At 57.4% G+C, this 17,820-nt stretch carries 20 protein-coding genes; 7 read left to right on the forward strand and 13 right to left on the reverse strand.

The window, feature by feature from the left end:
- Positions 1 to 19: 19 nt before the first annotated feature.
- Positions 20 to 1,237 carry a deoxyguanosinetriphosphate triphosphohydrolase gene (locus DXT96_RS06320; RefSeq protein WP_149897458.1) on the reverse strand — a complete coding sequence of 406 codons (1,218 nt, stop codon included), beginning with the start codon at positions 1,235 to 1,237 and terminating at the stop codon, positions 20 to 22.
- A 226-nt stretch (positions 1,238 to 1,463) separates the two neighbouring features.
- On the opposite strand from DXT96_RS06320, the gene erpA reads away from it, so the two are divergent.
- Both erpA and xth read left to right on the forward strand, forming a co-directional pair.
- Entirely contained in the window at positions 1,464 to 1,796 is a 333-nt protein-coding gene (erpA, locus tag DXT96_RS06325) for an iron-sulfur cluster insertion protein ErpA (protein ID WP_149897457.1), read from the forward strand.
- A 324-nt stretch (positions 1,797 to 2,120) separates the two neighbouring features.
- Positions 2,121 to 2,918, forward strand: a complete 798-nt coding sequence (xth, locus tag DXT96_RS06335) for an exodeoxyribonuclease III (protein WP_149897456.1) — start codon at positions 2,121 to 2,123, stop codon at positions 2,916 to 2,918.
- Positions 2,919 to 2,963: 45 nt separating this feature from the next.
- On the opposite strand, the gene exoR is transcribed toward xth, so the two are convergent.
- The 6 genes from exoR to DXT96_RS06365 all read right to left on the reverse strand — a co-directional run bounded on the left by exoR (position 2,964) and on the right by DXT96_RS06365 (position 11,177).
- On the reverse strand, positions 2,964 to 3,758 hold the full coding sequence (gene exoR, locus DXT96_RS06340) for an exopolysaccharide production regulator ExoR (protein WP_149897455.1): 795 nt from the start codon (positions 3,756 to 3,758) through the stop codon (positions 2,964 to 2,966).
- Positions 3,752 to 4,054: a hypothetical protein gene (locus DXT96_RS06345; RefSeq protein ID WP_246670525.1), complete on the reverse strand. Its 303-nt coding sequence runs from the start codon at positions 4,052 to 4,054 to the stop codon at positions 3,752 to 3,754. Before DXT96_RS06345 ends, exoR begins: the two co-directional genes overlap by 7 nt.
- 268 nt (positions 4,055 to 4,322) lie before the next feature.
- A complete protein-coding gene (locus DXT96_RS06350) occupies positions 4,323 to 5,609 on the reverse strand; it encodes an outer membrane protein transport protein (RefSeq protein ID WP_153513860.1) in 1,287 nt (428 codons plus the stop codon).
- A 453-nt stretch (positions 5,610 to 6,062) separates the two neighbouring features.
- Positions 6,063 to 8,906, reverse strand: coding sequence for a valine--tRNA ligase (locus DXT96_RS06355; protein WP_153513861.1), 2,844 nt, complete (start codon positions 8,904 to 8,906; stop codon positions 6,063 to 6,065).
- A gap of 221 nt (positions 8,907 to 9,127) precedes the next feature.
- The gene (gene popZ / locus DXT96_RS06360; protein WP_153513862.1) at positions 9,128 to 10,093 is read right to left on the reverse strand and encodes a cell division protein PopZ; all 966 of its coding nucleotides are present in this window, start codon (positions 10,091 to 10,093) and stop codon (positions 9,128 to 9,130) included.
- A gap of 412 nt (positions 10,094 to 10,505) precedes the next feature.
- The gene (locus DXT96_RS06365) at positions 10,506 to 11,177 is read right to left on the reverse strand and encodes a protein-L-isoaspartate O-methyltransferase (protein ID WP_046798321.1); all 672 of its coding nucleotides are present in this window, start codon (positions 11,175 to 11,177) and stop codon (positions 10,506 to 10,508) included.
- Between the two features lie 515 nt (positions 11,178 to 11,692).
- Between DXT96_RS06365 and DXT96_RS06370 the strand changes: the two genes are divergently transcribed.
- The 5 genes from DXT96_RS06370 (at position 11,693) to DXT96_RS06390 (ending at position 13,765) form a co-directional block, all read left to right on the forward strand.
- Positions 11,693 to 11,932 (forward strand): hypothetical protein, encoded by a 240-nt coding sequence (locus DXT96_RS06370; RefSeq protein WP_099085358.1) that lies wholly within the window; start codon positions 11,693 to 11,695, stop codon positions 11,930 to 11,932.
- A gap of 74 nt (positions 11,933 to 12,006) precedes the next feature.
- Positions 12,007 to 12,207, forward strand: coding sequence for a dehydrogenase (locus DXT96_RS06375; protein ID WP_371418798.1), 201 nt, complete (start codon positions 12,007 to 12,009; stop codon positions 12,205 to 12,207).
- A 94-nt stretch (positions 12,208 to 12,301) separates the two neighbouring features.
- Positions 12,302 to 12,673 (forward strand): hypothetical protein, encoded by a 372-nt coding sequence (locus tag DXT96_RS06380; RefSeq protein WP_246670526.1) that lies wholly within the window; start codon positions 12,302 to 12,304, stop codon positions 12,671 to 12,673.
- Between the two features lie 2 nt (positions 12,674 to 12,675).
- A complete protein-coding gene (locus DXT96_RS06385) occupies positions 12,676 to 13,338 on the forward strand; it encodes an SOS response-associated peptidase (RefSeq protein WP_153513865.1) in 663 nt (220 codons plus the stop codon).
- Between the two features lie 10 nt (positions 13,339 to 13,348).
- Positions 13,349 to 13,765, forward strand: a complete 417-nt coding sequence (locus tag DXT96_RS06390; RefSeq protein ID WP_153513866.1) for a hypothetical protein — start codon at positions 13,349 to 13,351, stop codon at positions 13,763 to 13,765.
- Positions 13,766 to 13,925: 160 nt separating this feature from the next.
- On the opposite strand, the gene DXT96_RS06395 is transcribed toward DXT96_RS06390, so the two are convergent.
- The 6 genes from DXT96_RS06395 to DXT96_RS06420 form a co-directional block, all read right to left on the reverse strand.
- A complete protein-coding gene (locus DXT96_RS06395; protein WP_153513867.1) occupies positions 13,926 to 14,297 on the reverse strand; it encodes a DUF1515 family protein in 372 nt (123 codons plus the stop codon).
- Between the two features lie 72 nt (positions 14,298 to 14,369).
- A complete protein-coding gene (locus DXT96_RS27045; RefSeq protein ID WP_153513868.1) occupies positions 14,370 to 14,522 on the reverse strand; it encodes a hypothetical protein in 153 nt (50 codons plus the stop codon).
- A gap of 65 nt (positions 14,523 to 14,587) precedes the next feature.
- Positions 14,588 to 16,045, reverse strand: coding sequence for an SGNH/GDSL hydrolase family protein (locus DXT96_RS06405; RefSeq protein ID WP_194287564.1), 1,458 nt, complete (start codon positions 16,043 to 16,045; stop codon positions 14,588 to 14,590).
- A 257-nt stretch (positions 16,046 to 16,302) separates the two neighbouring features.
- The gene (locus tag DXT96_RS06410; protein ID WP_153513870.1) at positions 16,303 to 16,647 is read right to left on the reverse strand and encodes a hypothetical protein; all 345 of its coding nucleotides are present in this window, start codon (positions 16,645 to 16,647) and stop codon (positions 16,303 to 16,305) included.
- Positions 16,644 to 16,934, reverse strand: a complete 291-nt coding sequence (locus DXT96_RS06415; protein WP_153513871.1) for a hypothetical protein — start codon at positions 16,932 to 16,934, stop codon at positions 16,644 to 16,646. Before DXT96_RS06415 ends, DXT96_RS06410 begins: the two co-directional genes overlap by 4 nt.
- Positions 16,935 to 16,938: 4 nt before the next feature.
- Positions 16,939 to 17,370, reverse strand: coding sequence for a M15 family metallopeptidase (locus DXT96_RS06420; RefSeq protein ID WP_062653863.1), 432 nt, complete (start codon positions 17,368 to 17,370; stop codon positions 16,939 to 16,941).
- Positions 17,371 to 17,820: the final 450 nt, after the last annotated feature.

Consider the following 17,820-nt stretch of genomic DNA (forward strand, 5'->3'; position numbering starts at 1 on the left):
TTCGCGATCGCCCGCTGCCCTATCGCAAATCGGGGGTGTGGTCAAACAGCCGCTGGTGGCTGCGCAGTGCATAACTATCGGTCATACCGGCCAGATAATCGCCCACATGCCGGGCTTTTGCGGCCTCGCTCATGCCGGAAATGCTGTCCACCCAGTAGTGACTCTGCATCTCCGCCGGCGTCTCCATATAACGGTGGAAAAGGTCGGTAACGATCTGCGTCGCACCAGCCCGGATGCGCATGATTTCCGGGTGCCGGTAGATATGGCCGAACAGCAGCTTCTTGATCTGCCGGTCGGTCTCGGCCATCTCGGGCGAAAACGTCGCGACGGTGAAATCGGCGGCGCGGATATCGGCAGCACTCTGCGGGTTCAGGCGAGCAAGGTTGTTCTGCGCGACCCCGATCACATCTTCGACCATATGGGTGATCTGGCGACGCATGATCTCATTGGCGAAACGCTCCTTGTCGAGCACGGGATATTTTCCCCGCACCTCGGCCATAAGACCACTCAGGAACGGCACCTCTTCCAGCATCTCAAAGGTGAGATAACCGGCGCGCAACCCGTCATCTATGTCATGGGTATTATAGGCGATGTCGTCGGCAATCGCCGCCATCTGCGCCTCAAGGCTGGCATAGCTGCCAATCTCCAGATCCTGCAACTCGCAATATTCGAGGATGGGCAGCGGAACCGGTCCCTTGACGCCCTCACCCTTGGCATTCACCAGCGGGCCATTGTGCTTGACCAGCCCTTCGAGCGTTTCCCATGTCAGGTTGATGCCGTCATATTCGGCGTAGCGACGCTCCAGCTTGGTGACGATGCGCAGCGACTGGGCATTGTGGTCGAAACCGCCATAGGGCAACAGCACCGCATCCAGCGCATCTTCCCCGGTATGACCGAAGGGCGTGTGGCCGAAATCATGCACCAGCGCCACGCCTTCCGCCAGATCCTCGTCCAGCTTCAGCGCGCGGGCGAGCGCACGGGCAATCTGCGCTACCTCGATCGTATGGGTAAGACGGGTGCGGTAGTGGTCCCCGTCAGGGCTGATGAAAACCTGCGTCTTGTGTTTCAGGCGGCGAAAGGCTGTCGTATGGACGATGCGGTCCCGGTCGCGCTGGAATTCCGAACGCGTCAGGCTTCCCTCTTCGGCAAAAAGACGCCCGCGCGTGCTCCATGGATCGGAAGCGAAAATCGCCCTCTCGCCACTTCCAAAACCCAATGCGCGCTGGTCTATGATCATGCATTCACCCGTACTGTTCTCTGGCCATGACGTCGGCTGTGACTTCCTTGAGCCTTGACCATTGACCTTTTCATCCACCCTTCATACCTATCGCAAAGGTCGGCGCAAAGCATCATCGCGGCAAAGACCGTTGCGAACATCGCTATAGACCGTTTATTTGACCGGTTTATAATGACGCCGACAGGACTATTGCTCTCCGGTTCTTGACCCCGGCACGAGGAACGACATGGAAAACACAGACATTACCCTTTCGGAAGCCGCAGCGAAGCGGATAGCACAGATCGTCGCAGCGGATGCGGGCAAGCAGGCCTTGCGCGTTTCGGTGGAAGGCGGCGGCTGCTCCGGCTTCTCCTACAAGTTCGATCTGGCGGAAGACCCCGCGGATGACGACATCGTGATTGCGCGCGGCGACGCCAAAGTGCTGATCGACAGCATGTCGGTCATCTACATGGCCGGCTCCGAAATCGACTTCGTCGATAATCTGCTCGGCCAGTCCTTCCAGATCAAGAACCCCAATGCGGTGGCAAGCTGCGGCTGCGGCACCAGCTTCTCGATCTGAGTGAAACGGCCATAACTCCGGCTGGGCTCTTGGCTTTGAGGTGACCCACATCTCTCTCCTCCCTCATCCCTGTGCTTGTCACAGGGATCCAGCCAGCCCAAGTCTTTGGGCTGAAAAGAACTCCCTCGCCGCGCAGACGCGCGTCGGCTGGATTCCTGTGACAAGCACAGGAATGAGGGGTCGGCAATGCAGCGGCACCTCCCCTGCCGTTGGTCTGCCCTACCAGCCTCATCTCTATCCACCACATCCTCACCACCACATTCCAAAAACGGTGGCAATCGCCTTTGCATCGGATAAAAGTACCCTCACAAAAGGGAAACTCCGATGAAGATTGCCACCTGGAACATCAATGGCGTCAAGGCGCGTATCGAAAACCTCTGCCAGTGGCTGAAGGATTCATCGCCTGACATCGCCTGCCTTCAGGAAATCAAGTCGGTTGATGAGGGCTTTCCCCGTCTGGAGCTGGAAGCGCTCGGTTATCATGTCGAGACCCACGGCCAGAAAGGTTTCAACGGCGTCGCCCTGCTCTCGAAAGTGAAGCCGGACGAGGTCAATCGCGGCCTACCGGGTGACGATGCCGACGAACAGGCGCGTTTCATCGAAGGCGTGTTCTCCGTTAACGGTGGCGCGATCCGCGTCTGCTCGCTTTATTTGCCGAACGGCAATCCGCCTGACGATCCGGTCAAATATCCCTACAAGCTCGCCTGGATGGAACGGCTGCGCCGTTTTGCCGAAGATCGCCTCGCGCTGGAGGAACCGCTTATTCTGGCCGGCGATTACAACGTCATCCCCGAGCCCTTCGATTGCCACGACCCACGCGTGTGGGAAGGTGACGCTTTGTTCCTGCCGCAGACGCGCGCGGCCTTCCGCAAGCTGGAAAATCTGGGGTTCACCGATGCTGCCCGTGCAACCACAGATGAAGCCGGACTATATTCCTTTTGGGACTATCAGGCCGGCGCATGGCCGAAAAACAACGGCATCCGGATCGATCATCTGATGCTATCGGCGGAAGCGGCCGACAGGCTGCAATCGGTCAGCATCGAAAAACACGTGCGGGCATGGGAAAAACCGTCCGACCACGTGCCGGTCTGCGGTTATTTCGATTTTCGGCCGGTCGACTGACCGGCTCTCCTCAGACGACAAGAATTCGCCTCAGCTGACATCATCTTAATTGGAATCGTCGATCTGCATGTTCTGCGCCATCGCGATGGCCGCGCGGCGATCATTCTCGCCCGCCAGTGAAAATGCCTGTTCCTGCAGGCTCTGGATCCAGGTGCAGTCCACCGCCGTACATTTGTCGAGCGCCGCCGTCATGAATGCCAACCCCTGCGCCGCCTGGCCTTCCTGGAAGATCAGATTGCCGAAAATCGACATCGCGCCGGCATGGCCATGCTTGCGTGCCTGATTGAGCCACTTCTTGGCCTGCTGCACATCGGTCCGGCCGCCCTCGCCGGCCAGAATCATCTCCGCCAGCCGGAACTGCGCTTCAGCAACGCCAAAGGTGGAAGCCACCTGAAAATAAAGCTGGCGGGCCTGTGAAAGGTCCATTTTCACCGGGCTGCCGGGAATGCCGTGCCGGTAATAGTCGGCCAGAGACAGCAGCGCATTGACGAAAAAGCCGGTATCCTCGGAGCCCGGTTCGACGCCCTGGCTGGCGATCTCGCTGTAAATCTTGAAGGCTTCGAAGTCGTTCTTGGCGACGCCATCACCGAAGGCGTACATATTGGCAAGCGCCCAGCGCGAACCGGTATGGCCCTTTTCAGCCGCGTAGCGATAGGCCTCGACGGCTTCGCCCTTGTTGCCGTTCTTGTAGGCCTTGAAGCCGAACTTGAACAGGTCGAAGGGGCCGGATTCCTTGGTCACGCCCGCATTGATGTCAAAAGCCGCGGCAGGCATTGCGAGCGACGCAAGCAACATGCCCATAAGGAGCGGCTTTAAAACGTTGGCTTCACATTTCAGCATTTCGGCGAACTTCTCATAACTCTTCCCGGCATATAGCCAATACTTGCGGAATACTGCAAAGCCGAACCCCGCCGGGTCGCGATTTTTCGAACACACTGCGTCTTTCCGGCAGCACTTTCCAGCGCACCGCCGGTGGCCTCTTGCGGTAATTGCTCCAAATTTTCAGTGAAACAGATATAGGCATAATTTCCGGCAATATAACGGCGTTTCACCATCTGCCGATCAGCGCCAAACAAAAAATCCGGACCAAATTCCCGTATTACTTGCTTAAACCCTGAATCCAAACCCGTTTTCACTTGTCGCAATTCCAGAGATCCACATCAAACGCCTGCATGTTCTTTCATTCCCGCGTCCATAAACAGAAGCCAAGCACTCTGTTTGTGGCGGGAAATGGACAGATATGCTCACATTCCAACGCGGCTCCAAGCTTGCAGAAAAGTGTTGCCAAATCGTCACAAAACTTCTGGCCTAGAAAATTTTATCGAGAAGGAATCATAGTCGGGCATGAAAAAAGGCCCGGTTGGTAAACCGGACCTTTATTTTAGCATCAGCAGAAGTATGACGTCAGAACTTGACCTTCACACCTGTGGAAATGGCCGCCACGAGATCGTTGCCGAAGTCGTAGCCTGCCTCGTTGCCACACCGTAAGCCGTTACCGCAGGGTCCGCCGTTAATGGAAGAGCTACCCGAGGTCAGAAGGCCGAGAGCACCAGCAATCTTAAACTCGATATTCTTGTTCGGAGAGTACACAACCTGCGTGCCTAGCGTCCATGTGTCGGTCTGGGTACCGATAACGGTCGATGTACCGCGGTCCCAGGTCAGGCTGACCGCGCCGCTCCACTGTTCGTTGAACTTGTGACCAACGCCGCCGGAGATCGTCCAGCCGTCGCGATAGAACAGGTCGAGCGTGTTCAGCGTGTCTTGGCCACTTGGAACGCAGGGAGACGTGCCGACCGCGCAGAAAGGAATGACCTGAATCTGGCTCCAGTCAGTCCACTTCACCGAGCCGAAAGCAAGCCAGTCTGGCGCTATGCCGGATTGCACCTTGAGTTCGATACTGTCTGGCATGGAAACAGAGCCATAGATCGGCACGAGCTTGCCGCCGTATTTTGCAAGCGTCTGAGATACGGACGGCGGTGTCTGCGGGACCGCTCTCACGTCGGCGAAGCCGTTCAAATCGTGATCGACAGCGCTGTTATAAACAAGGCTGGCGCGGAACGCGATTTCAGGGATTTCATAGGCCATGCCGGCACGCCAGCCCCAGCCATCGCCTTCCATCTCCAGTTTGCCAACGCCACTGAAGCTGCGCCACGCAGGAACCGAGCTAAGAACGTCTGGCCCCAAAACCTGTCGATACTTGTAACCGCTGATTTCCTGATAGAAGCCACCGCCGATGATCGAGAAGTCACCCTTGCCAAGATCGAACTTCACCCGGCAGGTGGTGGCGTAATTGTGCGACTTGACCTTGGTTTCGATATTGTAACTCGATCCCTGCCAGATGCCGGGATTGAGATGCGCGCCCCATGGCTGCGAATAGTCGAACATGCAGTCGCCAAAATCGCCGATTGCCGCCTTGGCGCCGATACGGGTCGACCAGAAATTCTCGGAATCATCTGCACTCGTTGACCAGGACGCAGGCAGAGGACCGCCCTTTGGACTATCCTTCGCATTCTCAACCTTGCGCTGCGGCGCAACGAAGGTGGCCGAACTATCGAGAACATAGTCGGACGGATCAAACAGCAGGTCGATATTGTAACCGCCGCGTTCAAGGCCGCCGGCCAGTGAAGGCGTGACCGCCGCGATGCTGGCTACGAAACATACCGCGCCGCGAAAAATTGCAGTTTTTGCCATCTCTCTCCCCAATCAAGGCAATGTGATCGAGGATAGAGTGAAACGCTAAAGGGCAAATGACAATCTGTCGCAGTTTCCGGCTGTCGCATAAATGCGGCGATTTTTTTACGTAAGAATTTTATGTCTGGCTTCTTATATAATCATTTTAGGCTATTTTTCTAATCCGTTCGAAAAAATTGACACAAAACGAAACAAATTGCCAAACCCAACGAGAATGTCGCCAAATAACCACAGTCGCATTTTCCCGAAGAAACCCGCTTATCAGACCGTTTTTATTGGTTTTTTTCCGCTTTTCCGGATTATCCGGCCGAAGATCGCGATGAAATAATCGCACTGTTTCCCGAAAATGATTCGCCGCTGCAACGCAGCAATGAAAAGAAATTAAACCTGACAGAAGGCAAAAAAACGCCCCGCATTAACGGGGCGTTTTGCTGTTGGAAAGGCAATGGCGGGCTATCCCGCCTCGTTCACCCGCTGCATGGCGGTCTTCAGGCTCGTCAGTTGCACCTCGAGTTCCGCCTTGCGTTCGCGTTCAGTGGCCACAACCTCCGGATCGGCATTGGCCACGAATTTTTCGTTCGAGAGCTTCTTGTCGATACGTTCCATTTCCGCATCCACCTTGCCGATCGCCTTTTCGAGGCGGGCTTTTTCGGCCGCGAGATCGACAAGATTGCCGAGCGGCAGGCAGACCGTGGCTTCACCGATGATGATCTGGGCCGAACCCTTCGGCGCGACATCCCCGGCGCGAATTTCATCGGCCCGCGCTAAGCGCCGGATGGCGGCAGCGTGGCGGTCAAGCCGCGCTTCGGTGGAGGTGTTGGCGCCGACGACCACCAGCGAGGCAGTCGCACCCGGCGGCACATTCATCTCGGCACGTGTCGAGCGGATGCCCGATACGACATCGATGAGCCAGTTGATTTCCGCAGCCGAAGCATCGTCGCGGAATTCCGGCACCGGCCAGTCGGTGAGGCAGAGCAGATCATCCCGCTCCTCGCCCTCGCCGGCCGTATGCGCCCACAGCTCTTCCGTCATGAACGGCATGAAGGGATGCAGCAGCTTGTAGATCTCATCCAGAACATAGGCCGCGCAGGCCTGTGATTCCGTCTTCGCCTTTTCGTCTTCACCACCGAAGACCGGCTTCAGCAGTTCCAGATACCAGTCGCAGAACTGGTTCCAGACGAAACGGTAGAGAATGCCGGAGGCATCGTTGAAACGGAAGTTCTCAAGCGAGGCCGTCACATCGCGCGCCGTATTGGCAAGCTCGGTCAGGATCCAGCGGTTGATCGTCAGCGATGCGGTTTCGGGCAGGAAGTGCGGATCGCGCTTCACGCCGTTCATCTCGGCAAAACGCGTGGCGTTCCACAGCTTGGTGCCGAAGTTGCGATACCCGGCGATACGCGCCGGATCGAGCTTCACGTCGCGACCCTGCGCCGCCATGATGGCGAGCGTGAAACGCAGCGCATCCGCACCATATTCATCGATGAGATCAAGCGGATCGATGACGTTGCCCTTGGACTTCGACATCTTCTGGCCGTTCTTGTCGCGGACCAGCGCGTGGATGTAGACCGTGCTGAACGGCTCGACCGGATTGCCGGCATCGTCCTTCATGAAATGCAGGCCCATCTGCATCATGCGCACCACCCAGAAAGGAATGATGTCGAAGCCGGTGACCAGCACATTGGTCGGATAATAACGCGCCAGTTCCGGGGTCTCTTCCGGCCAGCCAAGCGTCGAGAACGGCCAGAGCGCCGATGAGAACCAGGTGTCGAGAACGTCTTCGTCGCGGATGAGGATTTCGCCCGGCTTGAAGTTCTCAAGTTTCTCCTCGACCCAGGCCTTCCACGGGCCTTCATGGGCGATATAGTGCTGGATGGCCGCCTGCAGCGCCTCTTCCTCGGTCTTTTCAACGAAGACCTGCCCGTCCGGGCCGTACCATGCCGGGATCTGGTGGCCCCACCACAGTTGCCGCGAGATACACCAGGGCTGGATGTTATCCATCCATTGGAAGTAGGTGTTTTCCCAGTTCTTCGGCACGAAATTGGTGCGGCCTTCGCGAACCGAGGCAATCGCCGGCTGGGCCAGCGTCTTGTTGTCCACCCACCATTGATCGGTCAGGCGAGGCTCGATCGGCACGCCGCCACGGTCGCCATGCGGCACCACGTGCTTGTGCGACTCGATCTTGTCCAGCAGACCGGCTTCCTCGAAGATTTCGACAATGACCTTGCGGGCAAAGAAGCGGTCCTGTCCTTCCAGACGATCCCATGCGCCATGCAGGGCGGCCGGATGATTGAGGCCCTCGAGGAAATCCTCGTTCTCCTTGATGGAAATGGTGCCATCGATATTCATGACGTTGATGGCGCGCAGGCCGCAACGCTTGCCGACTTCGAAGTCGTTGAAATCATGCGCTGGCGTGATCTTGACCGCACCGGTTCCAGCCGTCGGATCGGCATAGTCGTCGGCAACGATCGGGATCTTGCGGCCAACGATCGGCAGGATGACATGCTTGCCGACGATGCCCTTGTAACGCTCATCTTCCGGGTTCACCGCAACACCGGTATCGCCCAGCATGGTTTCCGGGCGCGTGGTGGCGACGACAATATAATCGCGGGTTTCGAACTCGGTGGGTTTGCCCTCCTCGTCGAAAGCGACCGGATATTGATAGGTCACGCCCTTTTCCAGAGGATAACGGAAGTGCCAGAGATTGCCCTTCATTTCCAGCTGTTCGACTTCCATGTCAGAAATCGCAGTCTGGAGCTTCGGGTCCCAGTTGACCAGACGCTTGTCCTTATAGATCAGGCCCTGCTTGTAGAGCGTGACGAAAACCTCAAGAACCGCCTGCGACAGCCCCTCATCCATGGTGAAGCGCTCACGCGACCAGTCACAGGACGCGCCAAGGCGCTTCAGCTGGTTGAAGATCAGACCACCGGATTCGGCCTTCCATTCCCAGACCTTTTCCAAGAACGCCTCGCGGCCCATCTCACGGCGGCCCGGAAGCTGCTGTTCCATCAGCTTGCGCTCGACCACCATCTGGGTGGCGATGCCGGCATGGTCCATGCCCGGCTGCCACAGCACATCCTTGCCGCGCATGCGCTCGAAGCGGACCAATATGTCCTGCAACGTGTTGTTGAGCGCGTGGCCCATATGCAGGGAGCCCGTCACATTCGGCGGCGGGATGACGATGGTGAAGGTTTCCGCACCCGGCTTGGCGTTGGCGCCGGCACGGAAGGCATTCGCCTCGTCCCATGCTTTGGCGATCTTCGGTTCGACGGCTGCGGAATCGTAGGTCTTCTCGAGCATTTCCTGACCTGAATTTTAGAGTTCTTGTGTGGATTTTTTAAATAAGGATGGATGGTCGAGAGTCAACAGAAACCGACCCGCTTAAGCCGCCGATTGAGCGACCCTGCAGATGACTATGCCCCGATAACGCCTTCATCTTCAACAAAAAAGCCGCCCCGATGCCGGAGCGGCCCCTGTTTCGTCATGGCCCGGCGCATTTGCGACAGGCGGCCGGAGAGAACTTAGCGGCGCGAACCGCGCGCGACGCGCTCGATTTCCTCGCGCACGAGACGTTCCACCAAAGTCGGCAGATTGTCTTCCAGCCAGTCCTGCAGCATCGGGCGCAGCATCTCGGCGGCCAGATCCTCGATAGAGCGGCGCTCGACGCCGTCGAAGATTTCCGCAAGTTCGCTGAAGGAACGCGCGATCTGCGCGCCGGCGGCAGCGGAAATAAGATTGAGCGACAAAGCGCTCTCGGTTTCCTGCTCTACCGGCTCGAATTTCGGCATCTCGACGGCAGGCTGGTTCACTCCGATTTCAAAATGCTCCTTGACCAGCGGCGTTTCGATCGCGCCACGCAACGCAAGCTGATCAAAAGGGCTCTCGGCAAACGGCGCATTTTCGATGGCAGCGGCAGCGGCGCGATCCTCGGCGGCAAAAGGCACTGGCTGTTCGCCGGCAGCAGCGGCGGTCGCGGCCATCAGCGGTCGCACATCCGTGGGACGCTGCGGCGCCGGACGTTCAGCCGGTACTACGCTCGAGGAAGATGCGGCGGGCGCAGCCGGTGCGGGCTCTGTTGCCCCACGCTGCGCCTGCGCGGCAAATGCCTGTGGCCCCATGGCGGCGTTGCGGTCGGCAGCGGCGCGAACACGGGCTGCAACATCGGCCAGCGACATGGTCTTCTCGGCGGAGATTTCCAGCTGTTCCGGCATCGGCCTTTCGGAAGCCGACGAATAATCCTGGGGAAAATCCTGTGCGGGCCGCGCACCATAGGCCTGGTTTGCAGCGGGGGGAACGCGGGCCGGCGGGCTGACGGGCTCCGTCACGAAGGCCGCTTCACCGGCGGCATCGTCTTCATCGTCATAGACCGGCGGCAACTGCCCGGAAAACGCACCGGCAGGTCCCGGCTCGTTGCTTTCGATAATCCGGCGTATCGACGCCAGAATCTCTTCCATGGACGGTTCACGCGCTACGCTTGGCTGAGCCATATCAATCCCCGGTTTCCACTCTTGAGCGCTCAGGCCGTATCCCTCTGGATACCGGACATGGCGCTTCGCACCTGTTCAATTCTTACATCGCGTCCATGACAACCGAAGACGGCTGTCGTGCCGATGCTCTGAAACATGTTCAGACAAAACCGCCGGGCGCTTTTGCCGTCCCTGTTGCAGGATCATGCGGGGCAGAAATACGCACACCCCGAATCACCCTTAGTCTAGGGCAGCATAGTCAGGAACTAAATCACTGATTCGACAAGTTTCACGGTGATGCACAGCTTTGTGAGAACAGGCTGTCAAGGCGTTGCCGCAGGGCAAGCGGGGCGCAGCATGCAGGCCCCGCAAAAAACAAACGCCGGGGCGGAAGGGCCACCCCGGCGTAAACGGCGAATACGATGTCGTTGGATCAGAAAACGAATTCTGCCGCCTTGGCAAAACCGGGCAGAGGCTTGATGGAGGCGTTGAAGGAGCTTGCAGCCGATGTGCTGTTGCCATCACGGCGGTAGACAGTGGCCTTTGCGGCATTGCCATATCCGACAACAACGACCAGACGTCCGCCGTCGCGCAGCTGATCGGTCAGCGCCGCCGGCACTTCCTCGACGGAACCGTTGACGAAAACCAGATCATAGGGCGCTTCGCCCGCATAGCCCTTTTCGAGATCGCCGGTCACGACAGCAACATTGTCATATCCAAGCGAGGCCAGCGTCTCGGTTGCCTGCGCCGCCAGCGCTTCGTCACATTCAAGCGAAACCACCGAACCGGCCAGCTGGGAAAGGATGGCGGCCGCGTAACCGGAACCACCGCCCACTTCCAGCACCACATCCTCCTTGGAGACAGCGGCAAGCTGCAGCAGTTTCGCCAGCGGCGAAGCCTTCATGACGTAGCGCGCCGGGCGGCCGTCGCGGGCCGGACAGATCTGCATATCCTCGTCCGCATAGGCAATCTGCCGCACGCCCGCCGGCACGAAAGCCTCGCGCGGCACGCTCAAAAACGCCTTCAGCACCGAATGCGAAGTCACGTCAGTCGTGCGCAGCTGGCTGTCGACCATATTGGCGCGCGCGGTTTCGAAATCCATCATGTCCTTATCGCCTCAATTTCACGGATGCCGGTCGGGAAGCCTCGGCTCCAAAAGCTCAAAACGGCGCGGGTCTCCCCTCACCTTTGGATAATCTCATAATTGCCAAGGCGCGCGCTTTCAAGCGTGGTGAGTGGGATGTGGGGGAAAAAGCGAAATGACAGGGATTTTTTGAAACAGCAAAGACGGTCAATCACCGAAAAGCGGGAGATATGTTCAAGACGACATCTGCAATTTTGTGGAAAATTTGGAGGCCTCGCCCGGAAGCGTCAACAATATATTTTTCAAACGCATAGTGGACTATCTGCCACACCGAGCGTGAAATAATTATCAAACGATATCAAAGCACACTGCCACACGCTGCCACACCAGTTGAGAATATTCGATCCACTTCATTAGTCTCACAAACCGGAATCCAACAGACATTTAAGCCAACTGCCGATGACAACGCAGGTCTGGCCTTGTTGACTCTTCTCTAAAATGAGAACATTCATAGAACAAACGAGAGATCAAGAGACATGTCGGACGCTGAAAAAATCATTGTCGTGCAGTTCAAAAACAGCCGTGGCGGTGTTGTGCCGGGCGAAATGCGACAAGCTTCCAATCAAGCATCCGCCGAGAAAATCGCGAGTGCGATGGCTCCTCGTCACGTCGGCGTTGCTGCTTATGCCGTTACCGTGGATGAGGAAAGCGGCACCATGGCAAACCCGCGTCTACTGGTCTCGCACGGGCAAATTGCCGACCTGATGCCAGACTGATTTTACCGGCGCGGGGGCGCGCGCCTTTCAAAACAGGGAAAGATTTTGACACTCTGAAGCAGGAGAATGAGAACGTGCGCCCAGAGAGAAGAGAACCGGAAGCCGATCCGGTTGAACACATTATCGCATGGCACGACGGCGATAGCCGTGCTGCCATCGAGACCTTGATGGAAGATATCCAGCATTTGCGGATACAGCTCGCGCTGGCCACGGCTGCCATGGGCAAGGGATTTACGAGGGGATGGAAGCCGGACGCTGAGCGAGATGCCACCTAGAGAAGCATATACGCTGTCAGATTATGGTGGGGAGCCAGTATGCGTCTTGTGCGAGGACTGCGAGCTTCTCAAGTCTATAAGCTCAGCAGAACTCATGATCGAGTTTGGCGACTTACAGATGCCGACGATGTTGGAAAAAATATCTCAGGAGGTCTTCAAGTGCCCAAAGCCTATGGAAGGCTTCTCTGGACGGTGCAGGCTCAGATACCACACTCGATCCGGCAGCCTCATGGAAGCTTTGAAACAAGCGCCGCCGCCGCTCGTTAAGGTCAGGGAAATACGAAACTGGGAAATTGTCGTTGCCAAGTGCAATTACTGCGGCCACGTTTCGAATGTCCCGCACTGGCAACTGAACCGCGTGGCCAAGGCCGACACCACTGTAGACGATCTTGCCAAGCGGCTTAAATGCAAACGGTGCAACGTCAAGGGTGATGTGAAGATCACCATAGCCAAGATGCCGAGGTGAGCATGTGTAATCTATACCGCGTGAAGACCAATCAGGAATCGATCCGCGACATCGTGGGTATCATGCAGGAACGGCTTAACCTGGAGCCGGGAGTAGAAGTCTATCCAGACCGGCCGGCGCCAGTGGTGCGCAACGGAGAGAGCGGCCGTGAGCTTGTCGGCCTGACGTGGGGCATGCCCTCGCCTCAGTTCGTCACGCAAGGCAAGCCAGATACCGGCGTGACCAACATCCGCAATGTCACCTCGCCGCATTGGCGCCGATGGCTGCGGCCGGAGAACCGGTGTGTGGTGCCTTGGACAACCTTTTGCGAATGGGAAGACACCAAGCCCCGAAAGACAAAGCGCTGGTTTGCGCTGAACGAGGAAACGCCCCTCGCCTTCTTCGCCGGCATCTGGACGGAATGGCACGGCGTGCGCGGTTCGATGAAGAACCCGCGTGAGGGAGATCATCAGCTTTTCGGTTTTCTCACGACCGACCCCAACAGCATCGTGAAGCCGATCCACCCAAAGGCGATGCCGGTCATTCTGACAAATAAGGATGAGGTGGAGATGTGGCTGACCGCACCGTGGGAGGAAGCGAAAGCGCTTCAGCGTCCGTTACCAGATGATGGCCTTGTGCTGCTGCCGGTCGAAGGAGAAGGCCAGCCGGCCGATCTATTCGGATAGGAGAAAGCGAATGCTCATAAAGCCAGAAGCACTCAGAGCGCGCGGCATCCTCGTCGTCGGGCAGCAAGCCGACGGCGATTACATGGATATGGATAGGGTGGCGCTGCCAACCGTCGATAATCGGCTTGTCGACGCAATCAAAACCAAGCCGGGATTTCTCGAGGTCTACGCTTACGCCGGGCCTGAAAGGTTCTGGGCCGATGACAACCGTGCGTCAGGGGCTTCAATGCAGATGATGTTCAGCGACGCCTTAAAGCTTGCTGCTATTCTTTACATCGATCCGGCATTATCTGGGCCAATCATTTCGTGGGTGAAAGCCGATTCTCCGGCCGATGCCCTCCATGAATGGACCAAGGATATGCACGCCGGCGGAGCTTCCCCGGTGGCCAGCTTTGACCCGCCACACCCCACCCGCAAAGGCCACTGAAGAATGAGCGACCAAAACAATAAAGTCGGCGACGGCGTCCACGAAGACCACTATTGTGAGCATCCCGGCTGTAAGGCTTGGGGCGGCTTTGGTTTCAGCAGGTCGAAGGCTGAAAAATCTTCGTGGCATTGCTGGGAGCATTATCCGCAGCGGGACATGTTTAAATCCGGCCTATCAGCAGACCGCCAATCCGTTTGAGCGCATCTGCGAATGACACTCCGAGCGCAACGCCGCCGATCCCGATCATGCTCAAAGCACCGATGCCCATAAGCCGCCAGCGGCGGACATCATCCGTAATCGGCTTCATTTCGGCCACATCCTCGTTCACAGAGGAGACAGAGCTTTCGACGCGTGCAATTCGGTCAACTGCCTCATCAAGCCGTCTGTGAACGCCTGCGCGGCTTTCTGCGGACTTGTCCTCCGAACGTTGGAGCGAGGCCTTCATTTCGCGCATGTCGTCTTGTATGCCACGAAGGCCAGCGACAAGCTCTCCAAGCTGCCGATGAACTGCAGCGTCTATTTCAGGTGCCATCGGCAAAACCCTTACGATGCGAGTAAAGAAAAGCCCCCGGCCATAGGTCGAGGGCGAATGTCATGGGTGTTTTCAATTGTCTCTGGTGCGTCCCTTCATGCGGTCTTGCACCTCAAGAAGCACCATACTCAGCAAGTATATTAGAAGGCCGATGTTTGCTTGCTCTGCCAACAGTAACGCGGCTTTAAGGTGACCCTCAATCGCCATCAGTTTTGAGTTATCCATTTTAAAATCTCCTAAAGTAATGGAGACTTTTGTTTTACGATAAAACTAAAACCGTTGCTTTACCGTCAGGCGAGAAGCGCCAGTATTTTCGGAGCAACGAGTGCCGACTTAAGCTGATAGGCCTGCGCGGTCTGATGCAGTTTGTCAGTCGCGAAGTAAGTGGTGTTGTTCGGATCGGCCAGTTCGGGGATGTTGGCGTAGTCCACCATGTCATCTGCAAACGTCGCCCAGTTGGTGCGAATTTGCGAATTGATCGACAGGCGATAGGTTTCAGCCTGCGCGGTGTACGTCGCATCCACAACCTGTGTGTTGATGGTCGATACGACCACCTTCACACCCTGCGAACGCAGCCAGGCGCAATATCCCGAAATGGCATTGTAGACAGTCGTGTCCGTAGACGCAGCTCGAAGGTCATTGATCCCGGCATGGACGCGGGCAACACGCTTCGTTGTTTCTGGATAGGCATTCATCAGTTCCAGAATACGTGCCCGGTCGTTGGCGGAGTTCAAAGCGGTCATCGGGATAGACGGCTGGCCGCAGTTGAATATGGCCGTATCTGTCGGGCTGCCGAGAAGGCCAAACAGTTGATCCGGCTCCGTGGCCGTCATGCCGAGACCGGCGGTGTATACAGCAACGCTGCCCTGCCCTGCCGTGATGCTGTCCCCGATCATGAAGACGCCCTTGGTCTGTCCAATCTGGATCGGCGCGACGGCTTCAAGCTGCCGGCCCACGGATGTCATTTCGGCTTCCGTCAGAGAGCGCGGGAAGATGACGACGGCCATGATCTCGCTGTAGCCGTTTCCATTCTCGATGTTGCCTCCCGTCAGCATACCGGCCGCCAACCCACCCGCAACGGTCTCGACCTTGCGGTTATTGTAGAATGTGATGCCGCTCGCTCCGCTGGCATAACCCATGATCGATACGCCGGATGTCTTGGGCGCACGTGATCCGACCTTAGTAACGCTGTTTGCGCTGTCCAAGAGACGCGGTCCGCCGCCCGGTGTCGTCAGGTCAGGGGTTGCCGTGCCATATTGCAACGTGGTGCCGAGACGTATCCAGTAAAAGGAGGCGCGGGCCAAATGCGGCTTGAAGACGACGAAGACGGTATGGTTCGCACGGTCCACTGAAAGCCCTGCCGGGATCGGATATTGGACATTCGGACCACCGGTGAACGGCAATGCGCCGCCGTCGATCTGAGACCTGTATACCTTGCCGCGCGCTCCTGCCGTTGGCTGGATCAGGTCGTACCCGTTGCCTGATTGGTCGAAAAATGTATCAACTCGGGCGTCAGAGTTTGCGCCGCCGGCATAGGTCTCTATCGCTGCAAGGTCTAGACGATCACTCGCCCATCCAAACGTCTGCGGTGTCGTCGGGTTGGCGGCTCGCGCTACTTTCGCTGCGCTTCCGGCCCAGCCAGCCATACGCACAGTGCCGGCGAATAGCAGAGGCGCGACAGGCAGGCTGACAGGCAGTTTTGGGACGCCCTTTGGCTTACCCGACAACCCGAGAGACAGGCCAGTCATCAAACTCAATCCAGTCATATCAGCGACCCTTCTCAAAACTGCTCTTTGTTGTGTCATAGAAAGCAGCGCAGTCCGTTATCTGGCGGTCGATGTTATCAGCGCTGTATTCCCATCGCTTCTGCGACCAGCGCGCTTTCTCGCCCGCCTTTGGCACTACACGCCCCATTGGGTCGCGGCATCGCTCTGGAAGGTCAGGTAGAGACACGCGCCCTTGAGATGCCCCTTGAGCCTTTGCCGCAGTGTCGATGCGCGTCAGGTCAGTGCTTCCGCAGCCAATCAAGATCATCATCGCCCCAAGTGCAGCCGTCAGAGCCGCTATCCTCGGCAATGAGCTTTTCCAGCCTTGCATCTGCTTCTTCCTTCAATTTCAGGGTGGCGGCGCTGCGCTTGCGGTATTCTTCGAGGGATTGGGAAGCCGCGTTCTTCTGCCGCTCCATCTCATCGAGTTGGGCCTGGAGCGATGTCTTTTCCGACAGCAGGACATACCCAGCGCGAGCCTCACGCCCTACGGCAGGATCATCAATCCAAACGTCATAGATCGAAGCCAGAGCTATGCCCGCAAGGCCGCCAAGACCAACCTTGATGTAGTCGAACAGCGTCATGGCTCCACCTTCACCGTCGTGTCGGTATCGCCCTGTTCAACGGCTTGCTGGGCGATATCCGCTTTGACCTGAGTGTTCTTCTCCCAGACAGCGCCGAACACGTAGGAGCCGATGATACCGCCGATCAGAAGGATGAGGTTCATCGCCACCGTGTCGCTGAGAGCAATCGGCCGGCCCCAGATCGCAAGGTACGTCACGAGGCCACCCGACCAGATCAGGGCAATGATGATGATGCGCCGACGCACCGCCCACTCAACAGAGGCCTTGTGATCCATGAAGAACTTCATCGGATCAGCCTTCAAACAGTTGGGATTTTTTCGCCCAGTCGCGCCACGGGTGCAGTTCGAAGTGCGGCATATCCCACGCGTCCGATGTTGTCTTGTCGCCGTCCATGTTCCAGTCGCCGCCCCATCGCAGCGGGATGCCCTTTTCCTTGGCAATCCGCATGATGATGGTGGCAAGCTTGGTGAAGGCTTTCCGATCATTCCAGTCGTAGGGGAACGGGAAGAGATCAAAGGCGATCGCCGGGACGTAGTTGTGCGCCGACTGCCCAAACTTCGCTTTGCTCTTGCCGGTCTGAAAGGCCCGGTTCTGCGCGTCCCGTCCCCGCGTGCTGTCGAGAACACGGAAGTCAATCTCCTTGATCGCTTCCGTCGCGATGAGCTTGAGGCTCGCGTGGCACTTCTCAAGGTTCTTCATCGATGCGGCGCCAAAGACGGGCATGGCAATTCTCCATTTCAATTTTTGGTGGATTCGTGTACTGTGTTTGCACACAGAGGGCGTTGATTATGGCTATTGCGAAAGACTATTCAGGCCAGATTTACGGGCGCTTGAAAGCCATCAGGATGGAAGGTGACAAGGGAGGAAAATGGCTGTTCTCTTGCGAGTGCGGTGCCAGTTGCGTTGCTTCAATCGCGCACGTGCGCAGTGGTCACACCAAGAGCTGCGGATGCATTGCATTGGAGCGTCTCAAGGAGAGGTCAATAACTCATGGCCACTCTCTAGGACGGCAAGTTAGCCCAACATTTTCGTCATACCGTTCCGCATATGCTCGGTGTTTCCGCCCATCAGCGAAGGCATATCCTCGATATGGCGCAATCGGGATTACTATGTGCCGCCGATGGGCCGATAGCTTCGAGAACTTCCTTGCCGACATGGGGGAACGACCAGAAG

Source organism: Agrobacterium sp. ICMP 6402 (assembly GCF_009498615.1).
In the GTDB taxonomy this organism is placed as follows: domain Bacteria; phylum Pseudomonadota; class Alphaproteobacteria; order Rhizobiales; family Rhizobiaceae; genus Agrobacterium; species Agrobacterium burrii.